General features: G+C 56.7%; 15 protein-coding genes. 9 read left to right on the top strand and 6 right to left on the bottom strand.

Annotation, left to right across the window (positions count from 1 at the left end; all coding sequences use genetic code 11):
• The first annotated feature begins 37 nt into the window (after nucleotides 1–37).
• A complete protein-coding gene (gene tehA, locus WFK85_RS21055; protein WP_336709561.1) occupies nucleotides 38–1030 on the top strand; it encodes a dicarboxylate transporter/tellurite-resistance protein TehA in 993 nt (330 codons plus the stop codon).
• Nucleotides 1027–1620: a tellurite resistance methyltransferase TehB gene (tehB, locus tag WFK85_RS21060; RefSeq protein WP_336709560.1), complete on the top strand. Its 594-nt coding sequence runs from the start codon at nucleotides 1027–1029 to the stop codon at nucleotides 1618–1620. The genes tehA and tehB overlap by 4 nt, the downstream gene beginning before the upstream one ends.
• 167 nt (nucleotides 1621–1787) lie before the next feature.
• Here tehB and pepT read toward each other — a convergent pair whose 3' ends face one another.
• Nucleotides 1788–3017, bottom strand: a complete 1230-nt coding sequence (gene pepT / locus WFK85_RS21065) for a peptidase T (RefSeq protein ID WP_336709559.1) — start codon at nucleotides 3015–3017, stop codon at nucleotides 1788–1790.
• Nucleotides 3018–3136: 119 nt separating this feature from the next.
• On the opposite strand from pepT, the gene WFK85_RS21070 reads away from it, so the two are divergent.
• Entirely contained in the window at nucleotides 3137–4732 is a 1596-nt protein-coding gene (locus WFK85_RS21070; RefSeq protein ID WP_008456354.1) for an ABC transporter substrate-binding protein, read from the top strand.
• A 127-nt stretch (nucleotides 4733–4859) separates the two neighbouring features.
• Here WFK85_RS21070 and celB read toward each other — a convergent pair whose 3' ends face one another.
• The 3 genes from celB to WFK85_RS21085 form a co-directional block, all read right to left on the bottom strand.
• Nucleotides 4860–6227 (bottom strand): PTS cellobiose transporter subunit IIC, encoded by a 1368-nt coding sequence (celB, locus tag WFK85_RS21075; protein WP_008460739.1) that lies wholly within the window; start codon nucleotides 6225–6227, stop codon nucleotides 4860–4862.
• Nucleotides 6228–6318: 91 nt separating this feature from the next.
• Nucleotides 6319–7620, bottom strand: coding sequence for a 6-phospho-beta-glucosidase (locus WFK85_RS21080; RefSeq protein WP_336709557.1), 1302 nt, complete (start codon nucleotides 7618–7620; stop codon nucleotides 6319–6321).
• A gap of 15 nt (nucleotides 7621–7635) precedes the next feature.
• The gene (locus tag WFK85_RS21085) at nucleotides 7636–7941 is read right to left on the bottom strand and encodes a PTS sugar transporter subunit IIB (RefSeq protein ID WP_008460736.1); all 306 of its coding nucleotides are present in this window, start codon (nucleotides 7939–7941) and stop codon (nucleotides 7636–7638) included.
• Between the two features lie 249 nt (nucleotides 7942–8190).
• Between WFK85_RS21085 and WFK85_RS21090 the strand changes: the two genes are divergently transcribed.
• Nucleotides 8191–9306, top strand: coding sequence for a MurR/RpiR family transcriptional regulator (locus tag WFK85_RS21090; RefSeq protein WP_336709555.1), 1116 nt, complete (start codon nucleotides 8191–8193; stop codon nucleotides 9304–9306).
• 88 nt (nucleotides 9307–9394) lie between these two features.
• On the top strand, nucleotides 9395–10063 hold the full coding sequence (locus WFK85_RS21095) for a DUF3313 domain-containing protein (RefSeq protein ID WP_166874594.1): 669 nt from the start codon (nucleotides 9395–9397) through the stop codon (nucleotides 10061–10063).
• Nucleotides 10064–10112: 49 nt separating this feature from the next.
• Here the strand turns inward: WFK85_RS21095 and WFK85_RS21100 are convergent, their stop codons facing one another.
• The gene (locus tag WFK85_RS21100; protein WP_166994217.1) at nucleotides 10113–11012 is read right to left on the bottom strand and encodes an EamA family transporter; all 900 of its coding nucleotides are present in this window, start codon (nucleotides 11010–11012) and stop codon (nucleotides 10113–10115) included.
• A 172-nt stretch (nucleotides 11013–11184) separates the two neighbouring features.
• Between WFK85_RS21100 and WFK85_RS21105 the strand changes: the two genes are divergently transcribed.
• On the top strand, nucleotides 11185–12057 hold the full coding sequence (locus WFK85_RS21105) for an AraC family transcriptional regulator (RefSeq protein ID WP_336709553.1): 873 nt from the start codon (nucleotides 11185–11187) through the stop codon (nucleotides 12055–12057).
• On the opposite strand, the gene WFK85_RS21110 is transcribed toward WFK85_RS21105, so the two are convergent.
• Nucleotides 12037–13203, bottom strand: a complete 1167-nt coding sequence (locus WFK85_RS21110) for a benzoate/H(+) symporter BenE family transporter (RefSeq protein ID WP_166994220.1) — start codon at nucleotides 13201–13203, stop codon at nucleotides 12037–12039. The two genes, WFK85_RS21105 and WFK85_RS21110, sit on opposite strands and share 21 nt — an antisense overlap.
• A 94-nt stretch (nucleotides 13204–13297) precedes the next feature.
• On the opposite strand from WFK85_RS21110, the gene WFK85_RS21115 reads away from it, so the two are divergent.
• The 3 genes from WFK85_RS21115 to arnB all read left to right on the top strand — a co-directional run bounded on the left by WFK85_RS21115 (nucleotide 13298) and on the right by arnB (nucleotide 17381).
• Nucleotides 13298–13837 carry a helix-turn-helix domain-containing protein gene (locus WFK85_RS21115; RefSeq protein ID WP_008460728.1) on the top strand — a complete coding sequence of 180 codons (540 nt, stop codon included), beginning with the start codon at nucleotides 13298–13300 and terminating at the stop codon, nucleotides 13835–13837.
• A 71-nt stretch (nucleotides 13838–13908) separates the two neighbouring features.
• On the top strand, nucleotides 13909–15873 hold the full coding sequence (locus WFK85_RS21120; protein WP_008460727.1) for a peptidase U32 family protein: 1965 nt from the start codon (nucleotides 13909–13911) through the stop codon (nucleotides 15871–15873).
• 368 nt (nucleotides 15874–16241) lie between these two features.
• Nucleotides 16242–17381, top strand: coding sequence for a UDP-4-amino-4-deoxy-L-arabinose aminotransferase (gene arnB / locus WFK85_RS21125; protein ID WP_008460726.1), 1140 nt, complete (start codon nucleotides 16242–16244; stop codon nucleotides 17379–17381).
• The last annotated feature ends 1 nt before the right edge of the window (nucleotide 17382 follow it).

Raw genomic sequence — 17382 nt, forward strand, 5'->3', positions numbered from 1 at the left:
AAAATGCATTTAAAATACATTTTAAAAAATAAACAAAATGAATAAACCAATCCCCGGTAGCTTTATCAATCTCCCCGCAGGCTACTTTGGCATGGTGCTGGGCACCATCGGCATGGGGTTTGCCTGGCGCTATGCCGCCACGATTTTGCCGGTGCCGTCGGTTGTTGGTGAGACTCTTGTGGCGCTTGCCGCCGGTATCTGGCTGCTGCTGGCGTTAGCATTCCTGACGCGGCTGGTGCGCTACCCGCACAGCGTGATTGCAGAGATTTATCACCCTTTAATGAGCAGCTTCGTGAGTCTGTTCCCGGCGACAACCATGCTGGTGGCCATCGGCGTAGCCCCTTATCTGCGCCCGCTCGCTGCAGTGATGTTTGGCTTTGGCGCCGTGGTGCAGCTTTGTTATGCCGCCTGGCAGTCCGCCGGATTATGGCGAGGTACGCACCCGCAGGATGCCACGACGCCGGGGCTGTATTTGCCCACCGTCGCCAATAATTTTATCAGCGCGATGGCCTGCGGCGCGTTGGGTTATCACGACCTGGGGATCTTGTTCCTTGGGGCCGGTGTTTTTTCCTGGCTCAGCCTGGAACCGGCGATTTTGCACCGTATGCGCAGCGCCGGGGAACTGCCCACGCCGGTACGCACCTCGCTGGGCATTCAGCTTGCCCCTGCGCTGGTGGCCTGCAGCGCTTACCTTGCCGTGAACGGCGGCGTGACGGATTTCTTTGCCAAAATGCTGTTTGGTTACGGCCTGCTGCAATTGCTCTTCATGCTGCGCTTAATGCCCTGGTACCTGGCGCAGCCGTTCAATGCCTCCTTCTGGAGTTTCTCATTTGGTATTTCTGCACTGGCAACCACGGCGCTCCATCTGAGCGCAGGCAGTGGGGACGGGCTGTTTCACGTCATTGCCGTGCCGCTGTTTATTTTTACTAATGTGATTATCGGCCTGCTGCTGGCACGTACTTTTATCCTGCTGATGCAGGGGAAATTGATTTTGCGCACCGCGCGGCCTGAAAATAAGGATCTGTCATGACCGAGAAGTCTGAAAGCTACTACAGCGAAAAATACGGCTTAACTGCCACACATTCTGACGTGCTGAACGCCGTGAAGTACGTTGCCCCCGGTAAAACGCTGGATCTTGGCTGCGGCAGCGGGCGCAACAGCCTGTACCTGAACCAGAAAGGGTTCGACGTTACCGCCTGGGATAAAAACCCGATAAGCATTGCCAGGTTGAATCAGATTATCGAGACGGAAGGGCTGAAAAATATTGTCACCGCTGAGGCTGACCTGAACCAGCTGAGCTTTGACGGCGAGTACGATTTTATTCTCTCCACCGTGGTGATGATGTTCCTCGAGCGCAGCACGATCCCAGGGCTTATCGCCAATATGCAGCGCTGCACCAAACCCGACGGCTACAACCTGATTGTGGCGGCCATGGATACCGAGGATTTTCCCTGCACGGTCGGTTTCCCGTTTGCCTTTAAAGAGGGTGAACTGCGGAACTACTATGAAGGTTGGGAACTGATTAAATACAACGAAGATGTGGGGCAGTTGCACAAGACCGACGAGAACGGAAACCGCATCAAGCTGCGTTTTGCCACGATGCTGGCACGTAAGAAGTAAAAATTAACCCTCACCCCGGCGCTCTCCCTGAAAGGGAGAGCGGTAAATCAGAGCTATACAATAAAATTGTGCTGTTTCTTTCACCGCAAATCGCGGGAGTGAAGCTAAGTGGGATTTCTGTTCTGGTACCCCCTCCCTTAGGGGAGAGGATTAGGGTGAGGGGCAAACTACTTCGCCGCCAGCAGGCAAAGCTTCAGCGCCACATTGTAAGACGCCTCAAACGCCCGTAGCGGTAAAAACTCAAAGCGAGAATGGAAATTGTGCGCGCCGGTAAAGAAGTTCGGCGTCAGCAAACCTTTAGCCGACAGCGCCGCGCCATCCGTGCCGCCGCGCATGGGGATCACCTTCGGCTCAATCCCCAGCTCATCCAGAGCGGCAAAAATCAAATCAATGGCCCGGCGGTCATCGGTAATGGCGTTACTGATGTTGCTGTAGGTATCGCTGAGGCTGAACTCCACGCGTGCAGTCGGGTACTGCGCGGCAATCTTCTGCGCCACTTCGGCAATTTGCTGTTTGCGGCGTTCAAAGTTGGCCAAATCGAAGTCGCGAATATTGGCCTTCAGCAGCGCTTCGCTTTGTGAAGCCTGCATCCCGTTAAACCAGACGTAGCCTTCGCGCCCTTCGGTGTGTTCAGGCGTTTGTTGGCGGTCAAAATGGCTAATGTAGTCCATCGCCATCAGCAGCGGGTTAACCAGCACGCCTTTGGAGGACATCGGATGGCTGGTCACGCCGGCGAATTTCAGCTCCGCGTGGGCGGCGTTGAAGTTTTCATACACCACTTCGCCCAGCTCGCAGCAGTCAATGGTCCACGCGAAGTCCACGTCAAAACGTGCCAAATCCAGCGCTTTGGCGCCACACAGGCCAATTTCTTCATCCGGGACGAAGGCCACCACGATGTCACCGTGCTGGTGCTCTGGCGTCAGGTTTTCCAGCAGCGTCATCACCACCGTGACGGCGGCTTTGTTGTCCGCGCCCAGCACGCTGGTGCCGTCGCTGAAGATAATCTCTTCGCCAGGATAGGCGTTGATTTCCGGGTGCTCCGCCGTGCGCAGCCAGATGTTCTCTTTGGCGTTCAGGCATAAATCTTCGCCGGTGAAGCGCAGGATCTGCGGATGAATGTCCGGGGAAAGGCCAACGTCAACGGTATCAATGTGCGTAATAAACCCCACACGCGGTGCGCCAGCGACGTTGCCTTTCTTCACGGCGGTTACCGTGGCGTGCTCATCAATCACAATATTTTCAAGGCCCAGAGTGCGCAGTTCTTCCGCGAGCAGGCGGGCCATTTCGTGTTGTCCTGGGGTACTGGGCAAGCTGCTGACGCGCGGATCGCTTTGGCTGGTCACTGCCAGATAACGAAAGAAGCGCCGGGTGAGCTGCTCGCTGAGCGACGAAGACATAGTGTTTCCTTATTGTTCGATGTTGTTTGTTGGCAATGTAAATTTAATGTTATTTATTAAGGCGCTTTGCACAAGCTTTATTCATTCAGGGTCAGGACAAACACCACAGGAAGACAGCGATGAAAACAAAGATTACAACGCTTGCACTTGCCGTAGCGGCGCTCTCCATCAGTACCAGCGTGGCGGCCAGCACGCTGGTTTATTGCTCCGAAGGCTCACCGGAAAACTTCAACCCGCAGCTTTACACCTCGGGCACCAGCGTGGATGCCAGCGCGGTGCCGGTTTATAACCGGTTGGTGGATTTTAAAGTCGGCACCACGGAACTGCAGCCCAGCCTGGCGGAGAGCTGGGACGTCAGCGAAGACGGCAAAGTCTATACCTTCCATCTGCGTAAAGGCGTTAAGTTTCAGAGCAACAAATACTTTAAGCCCACCAGAGACTTCAACGCGGACGATGTCATTTTCTCGTTTATGCGCCAGAAAGATCCTAAGCATCCGTACCACAACGTTTCCAACGGCAATTACTCCAACTTTGAAAGCCTGGAGTTTGGCAAGCTGATCACAGCGATTGATAAAGTGGATGACAACACCGTGCGCTTCACGCTGGCGCACCCGGAAGCGCCGTTTGTCGCGGATTTAGGCTGGTATTTTGCCTCGATTCTCTCTGCCGAATACGCCGATGTCATGATGAAGGCCGGCACGCCGGAACGCGTCGATTCCGACCCCATCGGCACCGGGCCGTTTGAGCTGAAGCAGTACCAGAAAGATTCCCGCATTCTCTATACCGCTTTCCCTGATTACTGGCAGGGCAAATCAAAAATCGACCGTTTAGTGTTCTCGATCACGCCGGATGCGTCGATCCGCTACGCCAAACTTGAGAAAAATGAATGCCAGGTTATGCCGTTCCCGAACCCGGCGGATTTGCCGCGCATGAAGGAAAACAAAGACATCACGCTGATGCAAAAAGCGGGTCTGAATACTGGTTTTCTGGCATTTAACACCCAGAAACCGCCGCTCGATAACGTGAAAGTGCGCCAGGCGCTGGCAATGGCGATTAACAAACCGGCCATTATCGAAGCGGTGTTCCACGGCACGGGCATCGAGGCAAAAAACCTACTGCCGCCGGGCGTGTGGAGCGCGGACGATAAGCTCAAGGATTACGATTACGATCCTGAAAAAGCAAAGGCGCTGCTCAAAGAAGCCGGGTTTGCCAACGGCATGAGCATTGACCTGTGGGCAATGCCGGTTCAGCGTCCGTATAACCCGAACGCTAAACGTATGGCAGAGATGATTCAGGCCGACTGGGCGAAAGTTGGCGTGACGGCGAAAATTGTCACCTACGAATGGGGCGAATACCTCAAGCGAGTGAAGGGCGGTGAGCACCAGGCGGCGCTGATGGGCTGGACGACGGCCACCGGCGACCCGGACAACTTCTTCGGGCCGCTGTTTTCCTGCACGTCGGCCAACGGTGGGTCTAACTCATCCAAATGGTGCTATCAGCCGTTTGATAAACTGATTCTCGAAGCCCGTGCCGAGGGGAACCACGATAAGCGAGTTGAGCTCTACAAAGAAGCGCAGCAAATGATGCACGACCAGATGCCTGCGGTGATGATTGCCCACTCCACGATTTTCGAGCCGGTGCGTAAAGAGGTGACCGGGTATGAAATTGATCCGTTCGGGAAGCATATCTTTTATCAGGTGGATGTGAAGAAGTAACTGGACGGAAGGTCCCTCTCCCAGAGGGAGAGGGAATAAAGAAGATTACATGTTGTTTTTCCGCTCTCTCCCTTTTGGGGAGAGGGTCGGGGTGAGGGTTTTCCCTCTTTCGGACACAAATCAACCGCTACACCGTACTACGCTCGCTCACCGCCTCCACTGGCGCAGTTGCCGTCGCCTGATTCGCCTGTTGCTCCTCGCGGAATTTCAGGTTATCCCAGACCCGGAAGAACGGATAATACATCACCAGCGAGATAGCCAGGTTCACAATCTGCAGAATCGAGCCGGAAACATGGCCGCCTGTCGCTAAATAGCCGCTGACGATAATCGGCGTGGTGAACGGCAGCGCAATCCCCGCAGGCGGCGCTACCAGACCTGTTGCCATCGCCGTGTAGGAGACAATCACCAGCACCACCGGGGTCAAAATAAACGGCACCACCAGGTACGGGTTCATCACCAGCGGAATGCCAAACACCATCGGTTCGCTGATGTTAAACAGGCTGCCCGGTGCGGCAATTTTACCCAGTTGCTTCATTTGCACACTGCGGCTGCGGATCAGCATAAAGATCACCAGACCTAACAGCGCCCCGGTGCCGCCAGGGGCGATCCACAGGTCATAGAACTGCTGGGTAATGATGTGCGGGATAGGCAGGCCGTTCTGGAATGCCGCCAGGTTCTCGGACATATTGGTCAGCCAGACAGGGCGGATAAACACCAGCACGATGGTGTCGCCGTGCAGGCCGAGCGTCCACAGAATACCAATCAGGATCACCGACACGATCATTCCCGGTAACGAGCCGCCAATGTGGCTCATCGGAATGCCGACCAGATCGGTGATCATGGTGTTGATGTCACCAAACGGCGTGGCTTCCACCAGCAGGCGAAGCGCCAGCACCACGGCCAACACGCAAAAACCCGGCACCAGCGCGAGGAACGATTTTGCTACCGCAGGCGGCACGCCCTCCGGCATGCGGATCACCAGATTACGATTGCTGATAAACCGGTAAATTTCGGTAGAAAGCAGGGCGATCAGAATGGCGACAAACAGCCCCTGACTACCAATTTGCCCCATGGGCAGCACGCCCTTCACAAACTCAGCGGGCCCCCCGGACGGCGGAGTGAACATAATGTTCTGCGGGATGGTCATGATAAAGGCTACCAGCGACACCGCCCCGGCGGTGAGCGGGTCGATGGTGCGGTATTTTTCGGCCAGACGATAGGCGATCCCGAAACTCGAAATAATCGCCATGATGTCATAGGTCGCTTTGACCGGATAAAGCAGCTTGGTCTGCCACGTGGCACCAAACAGATCGGTCATTAGCTGGGGGTAACCCGGCACCGGCAGATAGGCGAAAATCAGGAAGAACGAGCCAATCAGCATGAACGGCATGTTCAGAATGATCCCGTCGCGGACGGAAAGCACGTGCTTTTGCCCGGCGATTTTCAGCGCCACGGGCAGCACATATTTTTCAAGAAACGATTTCTTTGCGGACACGGTTACCCCTGTCCCGGCGCATGGCCGGGCATTATTGTTATTGATTTCTGTTGTGGGGTGGACGTAAAGCATCGCCCACCGGTAAGCGGCGCTAATTAAACTGCGGCAGCCACGCCTTGTTGCTTGCAAGCACTTCATCGAGCAACGCCTGAGCGATATTCACGTCAGCCACCAGCGGGTTCGCTATCAGGGCCAGGAGCGCCTGCTGCTTATCGCCGTGGACCGCCGCTTCAATCGTCAGTCGTTCAAAGTCTTTCACCTGCTGGGTCAGGCCATTCATCAGGGGAGGAAGTTTGCCGAAGGCCAGCGGATGGGCCCCCAGCGCGTCGATCACGCAGTTGGTTTCAATCACCGCGTCGTCCGGCAGCCCCTGAATAGCGCCGTTGTTGGCGGTATTCACCACCATCTGCTTGCCGAGGTTATTGTGCAGGGCGTCGATAAGCTCCAGGGCCACTTCGGAATAGAACGAGCCACCGCGCTGGCTCAACTGCTCCGGCTTTTTGTCGAGCTGTGGGTTGGCGTACAGCTCAAACAGCTCGGCCTCGACTTTCATTACCTGTTCGGCGCGGGTGCCTTTCCCGTTCGCCGCATCCGCCAGCTCGTCTTTGAGCATGGTGCGGGTTTGCCAGAAATAGCGGTGGTACGGGCAAGGGATCGCTTTCAGGGCTCGCAGCAGGGCTGGCGGCCACGGAATCGCTTTGATGTTGTTCATCGACAACTGCTCGCCATCGCACAACATCTCAATCACCTCGGCGGTCGCGTCCCGCCCATTGGCAATCACCTCGTGCACCCACACCATGTGGTTGAGCCCGGCGAAGCGCAGCGTGACTTTGTCGTAAGGCAGTTGGAGCATGTCAGCGATGGTGTGGTGCATGGTCACCGGCACGTTGCACAGGCCAACAATGTTGGCGGCGCTGTAGCGGGAAACTGCCTCGGTGACGATCCCCGCCGGGTTGGTGAAATTAATAATCCACGCATTCGGGGCCAGGCGCTCCACGCGTTTAGCAATGTCCAACATCACCGGAATAGTACGCAGTGCTTTTGCAAAACCACCGACACCGGTGGTCTCCTGGCCTAGCAATTCGTGGCTGAGGCCCAGGCGTTCGTCGGCGGCGCGAGCGGGCAGTTGCCCCACGCGAAGCTGGGTCAGCACAAAGCTGGAACCCACAATCGCAGCGTCTGGTTCGTAATGCACCGTCACTTTGACCTGTTCCAAACCTTTGCTGTCGAACATGCGGCGAGCCAGCGCGGCGATGATTTCAACCTTCTGGCGGCCCGCTTCTACATCCACCAGCGCCAGCTCCGTCATCGGCAGGGCGGCATGGCGCAGAATCAGGCCTTCAATCAGTTCCGGGGTGTAGCTGCTGCCCCCGCCCACAACGGTAATTTTCATTGGTTTCTCCCGGTATCAGGCCATCAGAGTTATGGCTTTATCCAGCACGCGGTCGCCGCGCATGGTGCCGTAATCCATCATGTCGATCACCGCCACGGGTTTGCCGAGAGGAGCCGAAAGCTCGGAAAGGCGGGCCAGTTCGAACTGCACCTGAGGGCCGAGCAGCACCACGTCGGCGCTCTGCAGGTGACTTTCAATTTCGGCCACAGACACCGCGTCAATTTGAATGTCCAGGGCGCGTTTTGTGGCCTCGGCACGCATTTTTTGCACCAGCATGCTGGTGGACATCCCTGCGGCACAACACAACATGATCTTTTTCATTACCTTTATCCTTCAAATTGAAAACGTGTTTCAAACAACAGCGCGTTTATTCAGCATGTATGAAAATTATTTTCATGACCGTGATCTGCGTTGGATTATTGGTTTCCCGAATGTTAAAGGAATAACAAGACTTTTACGGAGGAGGGTGAAACGGCGGCAAGGCATCGCGGCAAAGTTAATTGAAAAATAATTTCAACGCATTATGATGATTTATCCGCCTGTGACGCAGACACAAGGAACCTTTCAGCGATGGATATTGTTTATCACCTGGTCCATGGGTTAGCCGACTCTTCTCCCCAGGAAACGCGGCTGGCCCGCTTTTTTCTGGAGAATTTCTTCCAGCTACCGGATGCCACCATGGAGCAGTTGGCGGCGCGCGCGGGTGTCAGTCAGGCTACGCTCCAGCAGTTCGCGCGCACCATCGGCTGCAGCGATATGAATGATTTCCTCGGCCAGGTTCGCCACCAGCAGCACGACAGCCGGGTACAGGATTTGCTGGCAGCGCCGTCTCAACTGCTGGGGGATGCCGCCTGGGTGGATAATGACACGCTGCAGTTTCTGGCCAACCGGGGCGGCGTGGCGAAAGACGTGCTGGAGCGCTTTTCTCATTCCATAGGGCGGGATGCTGAGGGCGACATTATCAGCCGGATCCGCCAGCGGCTGGCGGAGTTCAGCCAGCAGGAAGCGAGAGTTGCGCAGGCTATTTTGCACGATCCGGGCTTTGCGTCGTCGGCGACAATCGACCAGCTTGCCCAGGCGGCGGGCGTCAGTCCGGCCACTATCACGCGCTTTGCCAGAGCCGCAGGCTGCGACGATATTCGTGATCTACGCATGAAGCTGGCGCAGGCCAGCACCGCCATACCGGGTAGCGAGCTACCGGCTTCCTGGCAACAGCGGTTGAGCGGCATCCAGCAGGCGCTAACTCAGCAACTGGAAACGCTTCCGGAAGCTAATGTTTCGCGCGCCGTTTTGCTGCTGAAGCAAGCGAAAGCGATTCATATTTTCAGCGCAGGCGCGGCAGACACGCCTTTTGCCAGCCTTTTGCAGTACCGCCTGCTGACGCAGGGCCAGCCCGCCAGCGTCTGTTATGATCCTGCCCTGATGAGCTTCACCGCCTCAATGCTGAATCGCGAGCAGGCGATGATCGTCTTTGCCAGCTCGACGCCGGACAGCACCTTGTTAGCGGCCGTGCAGCAGGCCAGGCGGCAGGGCGCAGCCATCGTTATGGTGACGAAAGATCCCGCCAGCGCGGGGCAGGCCGGTGACGTCTGGCTGCCTCCCGGGGAAGGGCATTACGGCGCATTATTGATTGTTGACCTGCTTTGCGATGGGCTTACCGCCCCCGGCGATGAGCGCGCGATCTGAGTTTTGACGTCAAGGCCGCTTAACCCCCACACAAAGTGTCGTTTTTTGCTATACCTGAAAGGCTTATACCCACAAACAGGATCAAACGATGCGGAGCAAAACGTATTTTAAAGTGGCTTGTCTGGCAGGTTTATTAGCGCTGGCGGGGTGTGCTTCAAAAACCACCGCGCCAGAAAAATACTCTGGGTTTCTAAAAGATTACTCCGGTCTGCAGGAGACAAAATCAGCTACCGGTAAAACCGTTATGCGCTGGGTTGACCCGAACTTCAAACCCGGCAACTACGACAGCCTGGTCTACAATCCGGTGGTCTACTACCCGACGCCAAGGCCCACGACCCAAATAGGCCAGAACACGCTGGATGGTCTGCTGGCGTACACCAACACCAAATTAAAAGCCGCGGCGGCGCAGCGGAAACCGCTGGTCACGACGCCAGGCCCTCACAGCCTTATTTTCCGGGGCGCGATCACCGGCGTGGACAGCAGCAAAGAAGGGCTGCAGTTCTATGAGGTGATTCCGATTGCGATGGTTGTCGCAGGCACGCAAATGGCCACCGGGCACCGCACCATGAATACCGATCTCTATTTCGAAGGCGAGCTGATTGATGCGGCAACCAACAAACCCGTTTTACGCGTGGTCCGTAAGGGCGAAGGGAAAACGCTCAGCAACGAAAATGCCAAAGTCACCGTCGATACCCTGAAACAGGTTGTGGATGATTTGGCCACCGATGCCACGATGTTTGACGTGCCGAATAAATAACCTTTTTTGCAAACAAAAACCGCAGCCCTGAACAAGCTGCGGTTTTTTATTACGCCAGCTTTCTCCGCCACGGCAGCCACTGTTCCGGCTTAGCAAACATCACCAGGTTACCCAGCAGGATCATCACCAGCCCAAGTACGGCGTTCGCGTGCCAGACGTACCCTTCGTAAAGCGTCGACAGCGTCAGCGCCACCAGCGGGAAGAGCAGCGTACTGTAGGCGGCCTGGCTCGCCCCGATGCGGCCTACCAGGGTGAAATAGGCGCCAAAGGCTATCACCGAACCAAAAATCGCCAGATAAAGCAGCGAGCCAAGGTAGCGCACGGTGAAATCCGGCATAAACGATTCGCCGCTCGCCAGCGCTACGACGCCCATAATTGCCGTGCCGTAAAACATCGCATAGGTATTGGTGGACAGCGTTTCCAGGCCCTGGCCTTGATGGCGGGCACTGATCATATTCCCCAGCGAAAAACCAAAGGTGCCGAGCGCGCTAAGGCCGATGCCGATCAGCAGCGAAGGCGCCAGTTGAGTGGCTGCAAGATCGTGCCAGAACAGGGCCACGATGCCGGCAATGCCCAGCGCGGCAGCGGGCAATACGCGGGGAGACGGTTTCTTGCGGAAGAACAGAAAATTGTTGAAGGCGTTGAACAGCACCGCCATTGAGAAGATCACCGACTCCAGACCGGAGCTGATATAGGCCGCCGCGTGGTAGAAGCAGAAGAAGTTGAAGCCGAACACGCACGTGCCCTGCAGGACGCAAAACAGGTGGTCTTTGAGCCCGATACGCTTCAGGCGGCCCAGCGCGAGCAGCACAACAAGCATCACCACGGCCGCCACGGCAAAGCGCCAGAAAATAGACACGGGAACTGAAACGACCCCCTGTTGCATATAAATGGCAATCCAGGTCGTTCCCCAAATCACCACCACCAGAATATAAAGCAAAGCGTTCATTGTTGTTCTCGTCAGTCAAAACCAGATGACGAGTCTCCTTTTTTTTCCGCTCTGCGACTTTCATCCGGGCCAGCGACTTGCATATTCTTGCGGTTTTTTTTCACGGCGGCAGTGGCGACGGCGGCGCGCAGTCCTTACACTAGCCATTATGTTCCAGAAGCCGACTCCCGCTATGACCGCGCCATACCACGCCTTTGAAAACCTGCAGCAGCACAAAGCCCGCCTGAACGGCAGCGTTCAGCTTGGCTCAGGGATTCAGCTGGCCGCCTGGTCCAACGGAAATGACTGCATTACCCAGCGCTGCGATCACCACACGCTGAGCCTGTACGTGACCGAAGGGTACGAAACGTATCAAAAAACGAGCTCAGGCTGGCGCAACGGCGGCGGCCCGGATCGCTTCTGCATTATGCCGGAAGACAGTGAATCAACCTGGGACGTGCGGGATGACTTCTCGTTTGTGCACCTGTACTGCACCGACGAGCATTTGAAAGAGATTGCCGCGCAGATTTGGGACCGCAGCCCGGCGGCCATCAACCTTGATGAAAAAACCTTTGCCGACGACCCGCGCATAACCCAGCTTTATCGTCACTTTCTGCTGAGCAGCGACTGGCAGCAGCGGGCTAATCACCTGACGCTAAGCACGGCTTCTACGCTGCTGTTGACGCATCTCGTGCAGCATTACAGCAGCGTGCAGTGGAAACTGCCGACGGTGCGCGGCGGGCTGGCGCCGGCGGTACTGCGCAATGCCCAGGCGTATATCGAGCAGAACCTGAGTGAAGCGCTGACCCTGGGTGAACTTGCCCGGCTGGCGGATCTCAGCGAATACCACTTTGCACGTATGTTTAAACAGTCCACCGGCCTGGCGCCACATCAGTACGTGATGCAGCGCAGAATGGCAAAGGCGGAAATACTGGTTCGTCAGGGAAAACTGACGTTGACGGAGATCGCAATGTCCTGCGGGTTTAGTTCGCCCAGCCACTTCAGCACCCGCTTTAAAAGCGTCTTTGGCGCAACGCCCTCGCAGCTACGCGCGCTTCAGCCTTGAAAGCGCGGTGTAGCAAATCCCCCCGGCGATCACCCCCCAAAATGCAGAGCTGACGCCCAGCAGATTGACGCCTGAGGCGGTCACCAGAAACGTCACGACGGCGGCGTCTCTGTCGCGCTCGTGGTTCAGCGCCTGATGCAGGCTTCCGGCAATGGTGCCCAGCAGAGCCAGCCCGGCAAGGGTATGGACCCAGGCGAGCGGCAGGGCCGTCAGCAGCGTCGAGATCGCCCCGCCAAACAGGCCGGCCAATAAGTAAAATACCCCAGCAGCAGCGGCGGCAAGCCAGCGTTTGTCTTTGTCGGGATGGGCTTCAGCGCTCTGGCAAATGGCGGCGGTGATGGCGGCGATGCAAACCGAAAATACCCCGAATGGTGCCAGCAGCAGGGCTATTAACGCCGTTACGACAATCAGCGGTGAAACCGGGACTTTGTAGCCGGAGGCCGCCAGCGTGGCGACGCCGGGGGCGTTTTGCGAGGCCATGGTCACCAGGAAGAAGGGTACGCCGATGCCCAGCAGGCTGGCGAGGCTAAATGAGGGGGCGATGAATTCCGGCACCACGACAGAAACCGGGACGCTCCCGGCGTGAAGCTCGCCGCTGATAAAGCAAATCAGCAGGCCAACCAGCATGGCGACAACCACGGCATAGCGCGGGGCAAACACCTTCGCCAGCAGCCAGCCGGCCAGCATACTGATGCACAGTAAGAAGTGACCCTGTAACGATGTGAAGGTGTCGAGGCCAAAGCGCAGTAAAACCCCGGCCAGCATGGCGGCGGAGAGCGTAGACGGGATCAGGCGCATCAGCCTGGCGAACAGCCCGGTGAGGCCGCAGATCAGGATCAGCCCAGAGGCGAAAATAAAAATGCCCACCGCCTCGTTCAGGCTGTAGCCCGGCAGGCTGGTGGCCAGCAGCGCCGCGCCCGGCGTGGACCAGGCGGTGAGTATTGGCGCGCGATACCATAGCGTTAACCCCAGCGTGCTGATGCCCATCGCCAGGCCCAGCATTGTCAGCCAGCCAGCGATTTGGTGCGGGCTGGCACCTGCGGCATCTGCGGCCTGCCAGATAATGGCGGCGGAACTGGCATAGCCGACCAGGACGGCAACAAAACCGGCCAAAACGGTGGGAAACGGGGGCAGAGAAAGGCGCATGGTTGGCTCGCTGTGCGTTATAACGTCCGGAGAATATAGCATCGTGCGTTATAGCGCACAAGGCGCTATACTGCGCCCTTAACGGGAGGAGAGAATGGATATAGCGCAACATCTGGCAAACACCCTTAAAGGCCTGCGTCAGGCCAGAGGCTGGAGCCTGACCTTCGCGGCGGAACAAACCGGCGTGTCGAAAGCGATGCTCGGGCAGATCGAGCGCAACGAATCCAGCCCGACCGTCGCCACATTATGGAAGATTGCCACCGGCTTTAACGTGCCGTTTTCGGTTTTCCTCGAAGCCGGTTCCGCACCCGTGCGCCCGGTCTTTGACCCGCAGCACCGGGAAATGGTGGTGGTGCCGATTTTTCCTTACGATCCGCACCTGCGTTTTGACCACTTTTCTATTCGCCTCGCCCCCGGCGCGCTCAGCGAGTCGTCGGCGCACGACAGCGGCGTTATCGAGCATGTGGTGGTGATAAGCGGCGTGTTGGATATGAATGTTGACGGAGAATGGCAGACGTTGCAGGCCGGAGATGGCTTAAAATTCTACGGCGATAGCCCTCACGCGTACCGTAATTCAGGTGCCGATGAGACGCATTTTCACTCGCTGATTCACTATCCGGTGACGACGGCATAATCCCTCTGTTTTTGCGCGGGGGAAGTGACTACAATAGCCGCCTTTCGCCATTACAGAACACGACAAATTTTATGCGCCTGCACGCAAATCAACTTGAATTACTCAGCCCTGCCCGTGATACCGCCATCGCCCGCGAAGCCATTCTCCATGGCGCGGATGCGGTTTACATCGGTGGGCCTGGCTTTGGCGCTCGCCACAACGCCGGTAACAGCTTGCAAGACCTGGCCGAACTGGTGCCGTTTGCCCACCGCTACGGGGCGAAAATTTTTGTTACCCTGAACACCATTCTGCATGATGACGAACTGGAGCCTGCGCGCTCGATGATCGTCGACCTGTACGAAGCCGGGGTTGATGCGCTGATCGTGCAGGATATGGGCGTGCTGGAAATGGATCTGCCGCCGATCGAGCTGCACGCCAGTACCCAGTGCGACATTCGTAGCGTGGAAAAAGCGAAGTTTCTGTCCGATGCAGGTTTCTCGCAAATCGTGCTGGCGCGCGAGCTGAACCTGCAGCAAATTGCCGCCATTCACCAGAATGTTGACGCGACGATTGAATTCTTCATTCACGGCGCGCTGTGCGTGGCGTATTCCGGGCAGTGTAATATTTCCCACGCCCAGACCGGGCGCAGCGCCAACCGCGGCGACTGCTCGCAGGCCTGCCGCCTGCCGTACACCCTGAAAGACGATCAGGGCCGCGTCGTAGCCTACGAAAAACACCTGCTGTCGATGAAAGACAACGATCAGAGCGCCAACCTGGCGGCGCTGGTCGAGGCGGGCGTGCGCTCCTTCAAAATTGAAGGGCGTTACAAAGACATGAGCTACGTGAAAAACATCACCGCGTACTACCGCCAACTGCTGGACGAGCTGATGGAAGGGCGCAGCGACCTGACCCGTGCGTCTTCCGGCGTGACATCGCACTACTTTATTCCGTCCCCGGACAAAACGTTCCACCGCGGCAGCACTGACTACTTCGTGAACGAGCGCAAAATCGACATCGGTGCGTTCGACTCGCCAAAATTTATTGGCCTGCCGGTGGGCGAAGTGCTGAAAGTGAGCAAAGACCACCTCGACGTGACCACTACCGATACGTTGACTAACGGCGATGGCCTGAACGTGCTGATCAAGCGTGAAATCGTCGGCTTCCGCGCTAATACGGTGGAGAAAACCGGAAAAAATCAGTATCGCGTCTGGCCAAACGAAATGCCGGAAACGCTGAAAAAAGTGCGCCCGAACCACCCGCTGAACCGTAACCTGGACCACAACTGGCAGCAGGCGCTGCTGAAAACTTCCAGCGAGCGCCGCGTGGCGGTGGATATCGAACTGAGCGGCAGCCAGCAGCAGCTGGTGATGAAAGCCACCAGCGAAGAGGGCGTCAGCGTCAGTCAAACGCTCGTCGGCCAGTTTGACGTCGCCAATAACCCGCAGAAAGCGTTCGACAGCCTGCGTGACGGCCTGACCAAGCTGGGCCAGACCATGTACTCCGCGCGGAAAGTGAACATCTTGCTGGAAGAAGCTTTATTTGTGCCAAACGCCCAGCTTAACCAGCTGCGCCGTGATGCCATTGAAGCGCTGACCGAAGCGCGGCTGCAAAACTACCAGCGCGGCACCCGTAAAGCGGTGAGCGTGCCGCCGCCGGTCTACCCGGACAGCCATTTAAGCTTCCTGGCGAACGTGTATAACCATAAAGCGCGTGAGTTTTATCACCGCTATGGCGTGCAGCTGATTGACGCTGCCTATGAAGCACATGAAGAGAAGGGCGAAGTGCCGGTGATGATCACCAAGCACTGCCTGCGCTTTGCGTTTAACCTTTGCCCGAAACAGGCAAAAGGGAACATCAAGAGCTGGAAAGCGACCCCAATGCAGCTGGTGCACGGCGATGAAGTGCTGACGCTGAAATTTGACTGCCGCCCGTGCGAAATGCACGTCATCGGCAAGATGAAGAACCACATCCTGAAGATGCCGCTGCCGGGGAGCGTGGTGGCATCCATTAGCCCGGACGATTTGATGAAAACGCTGCCGGGGAAAGCGAAGCGTTAATTTCATTGCTTATTATTTAAAACCGCCTGCTTCAGGCGGTTTTTTTAACCACGCAGGGAGGATGCATTATTATTTGTCACTTACGGAATTATTCCGCTATTCAACAAACATGCCTTAATCATGATATTCAGATGACAAGCAGGGGTTGTGAAGGGCATAGGCTCGCCAGCCGACGCTTAACGTCACGATTTTTCGTTATATCTCATTTTCTTAATACTGTTCTAAGATTTCTTTGTTAAATTCTTTTCATTGATAAGATGTTTAGCTAAACAGGCCGTACTTCCCTAGTGTTGTGCTTTTATTTAATTAGCCTGATTCATTATCCCGTCAGCTTTTGGCGTTTAGCGATTTAATAAGGAATCCACGTAATGAGTGATTTTCTGCCTTTTTCACGCCCGGCGTTAGGTGCGGAAGAAATTGCAGCGGTAACGGAAGTCATGCAATCCGGCTGGATCACAACCGGGCCGAAAAACCAGGCGCTTGAGAAAGCATTTTGCGACTTAACCGGCAATAAACATGCCATTGCGGTAAGCTCGGCCACCGGCGGGATGCACGTTACCCTGATGGCGCTTGGGCTGCAGGCGGGTGACGAGGTGATTACTCCCTCGCTGACCTGGGTCTCCACGCTCAACATGATTGTGCTGCTGGGCGCCGAACCGGTGATGATCGACGTCGATCGCGACACGCTGATGGTTACGCCAGAAGCCATTGAAGCGGCCATTACTCCACGCACTAAAGCGATCATTCCCGTGCACTACGCGGGCGCGCCTGCCGACATCGACGCTATTCGCGCCATCGGGGAACGTCACGGCATTCCGGTGATTGAAGATGCTGCGCACGCCGCGGGCACCGAGTATAAAGGCAAGCACGTTGGCGGCAAGGGCACGGCTATCTTCTCTTTCCACGCCATCAAAAACATGACCTGCGCCGAAGGCGGCCTGATCGTCACCGACGACGACCAGTTTGCTAACCGCATTCGTAGCCTGAAATTCCACGGTCTGGGCGTAGATGCCTTTGACCGTCAGACGCATGGCCGCGCGCCGCAGGCTGAAGTTATCTCCCCGGGGTTCAAATACAACCTTGCGGACATTAACGCGGCTATCGCGCTGGTGCAGCTTGGCAAGCTGGAGCAAATCAACGTCCGTCGTCAGGAAATCGCCGAACGCTACCTCAAAGAGCTGGCCGACACGCCATTCCTGCCGCTTGCCACCCCGACCTGGCAGCACCGTCATGCCTGGCATCTGTTTATCATCCGCGTGGATGAGGCCACCTGCGGTATTTCCCGCAGCGGCCTGATGGAAGCGCTGAAAGAGCGCGGCATCGGCACCGGCCTGCACTTCCGCGCGGCGCACACCCAGAAGTATTACCGCGAGCGCTATCCGCAGCTTCAACTGCCGAACAGCGACTGGAACAGCGAGCGCATTTGCTCTATTCCACTGTTCCCAACCATGACCGACGATGACACTTCCCGCGTCATTACCGCTTTACGTGAAATAGCAGGACTCTAAG

The sequence above is a fragment of the Cedecea sp. VD22 genome, from assembly GCF_037150195.1.
Taxonomy (GTDB): domain Bacteria; phylum Pseudomonadota; class Gammaproteobacteria; order Enterobacterales; family Enterobacteriaceae; genus Cedecea.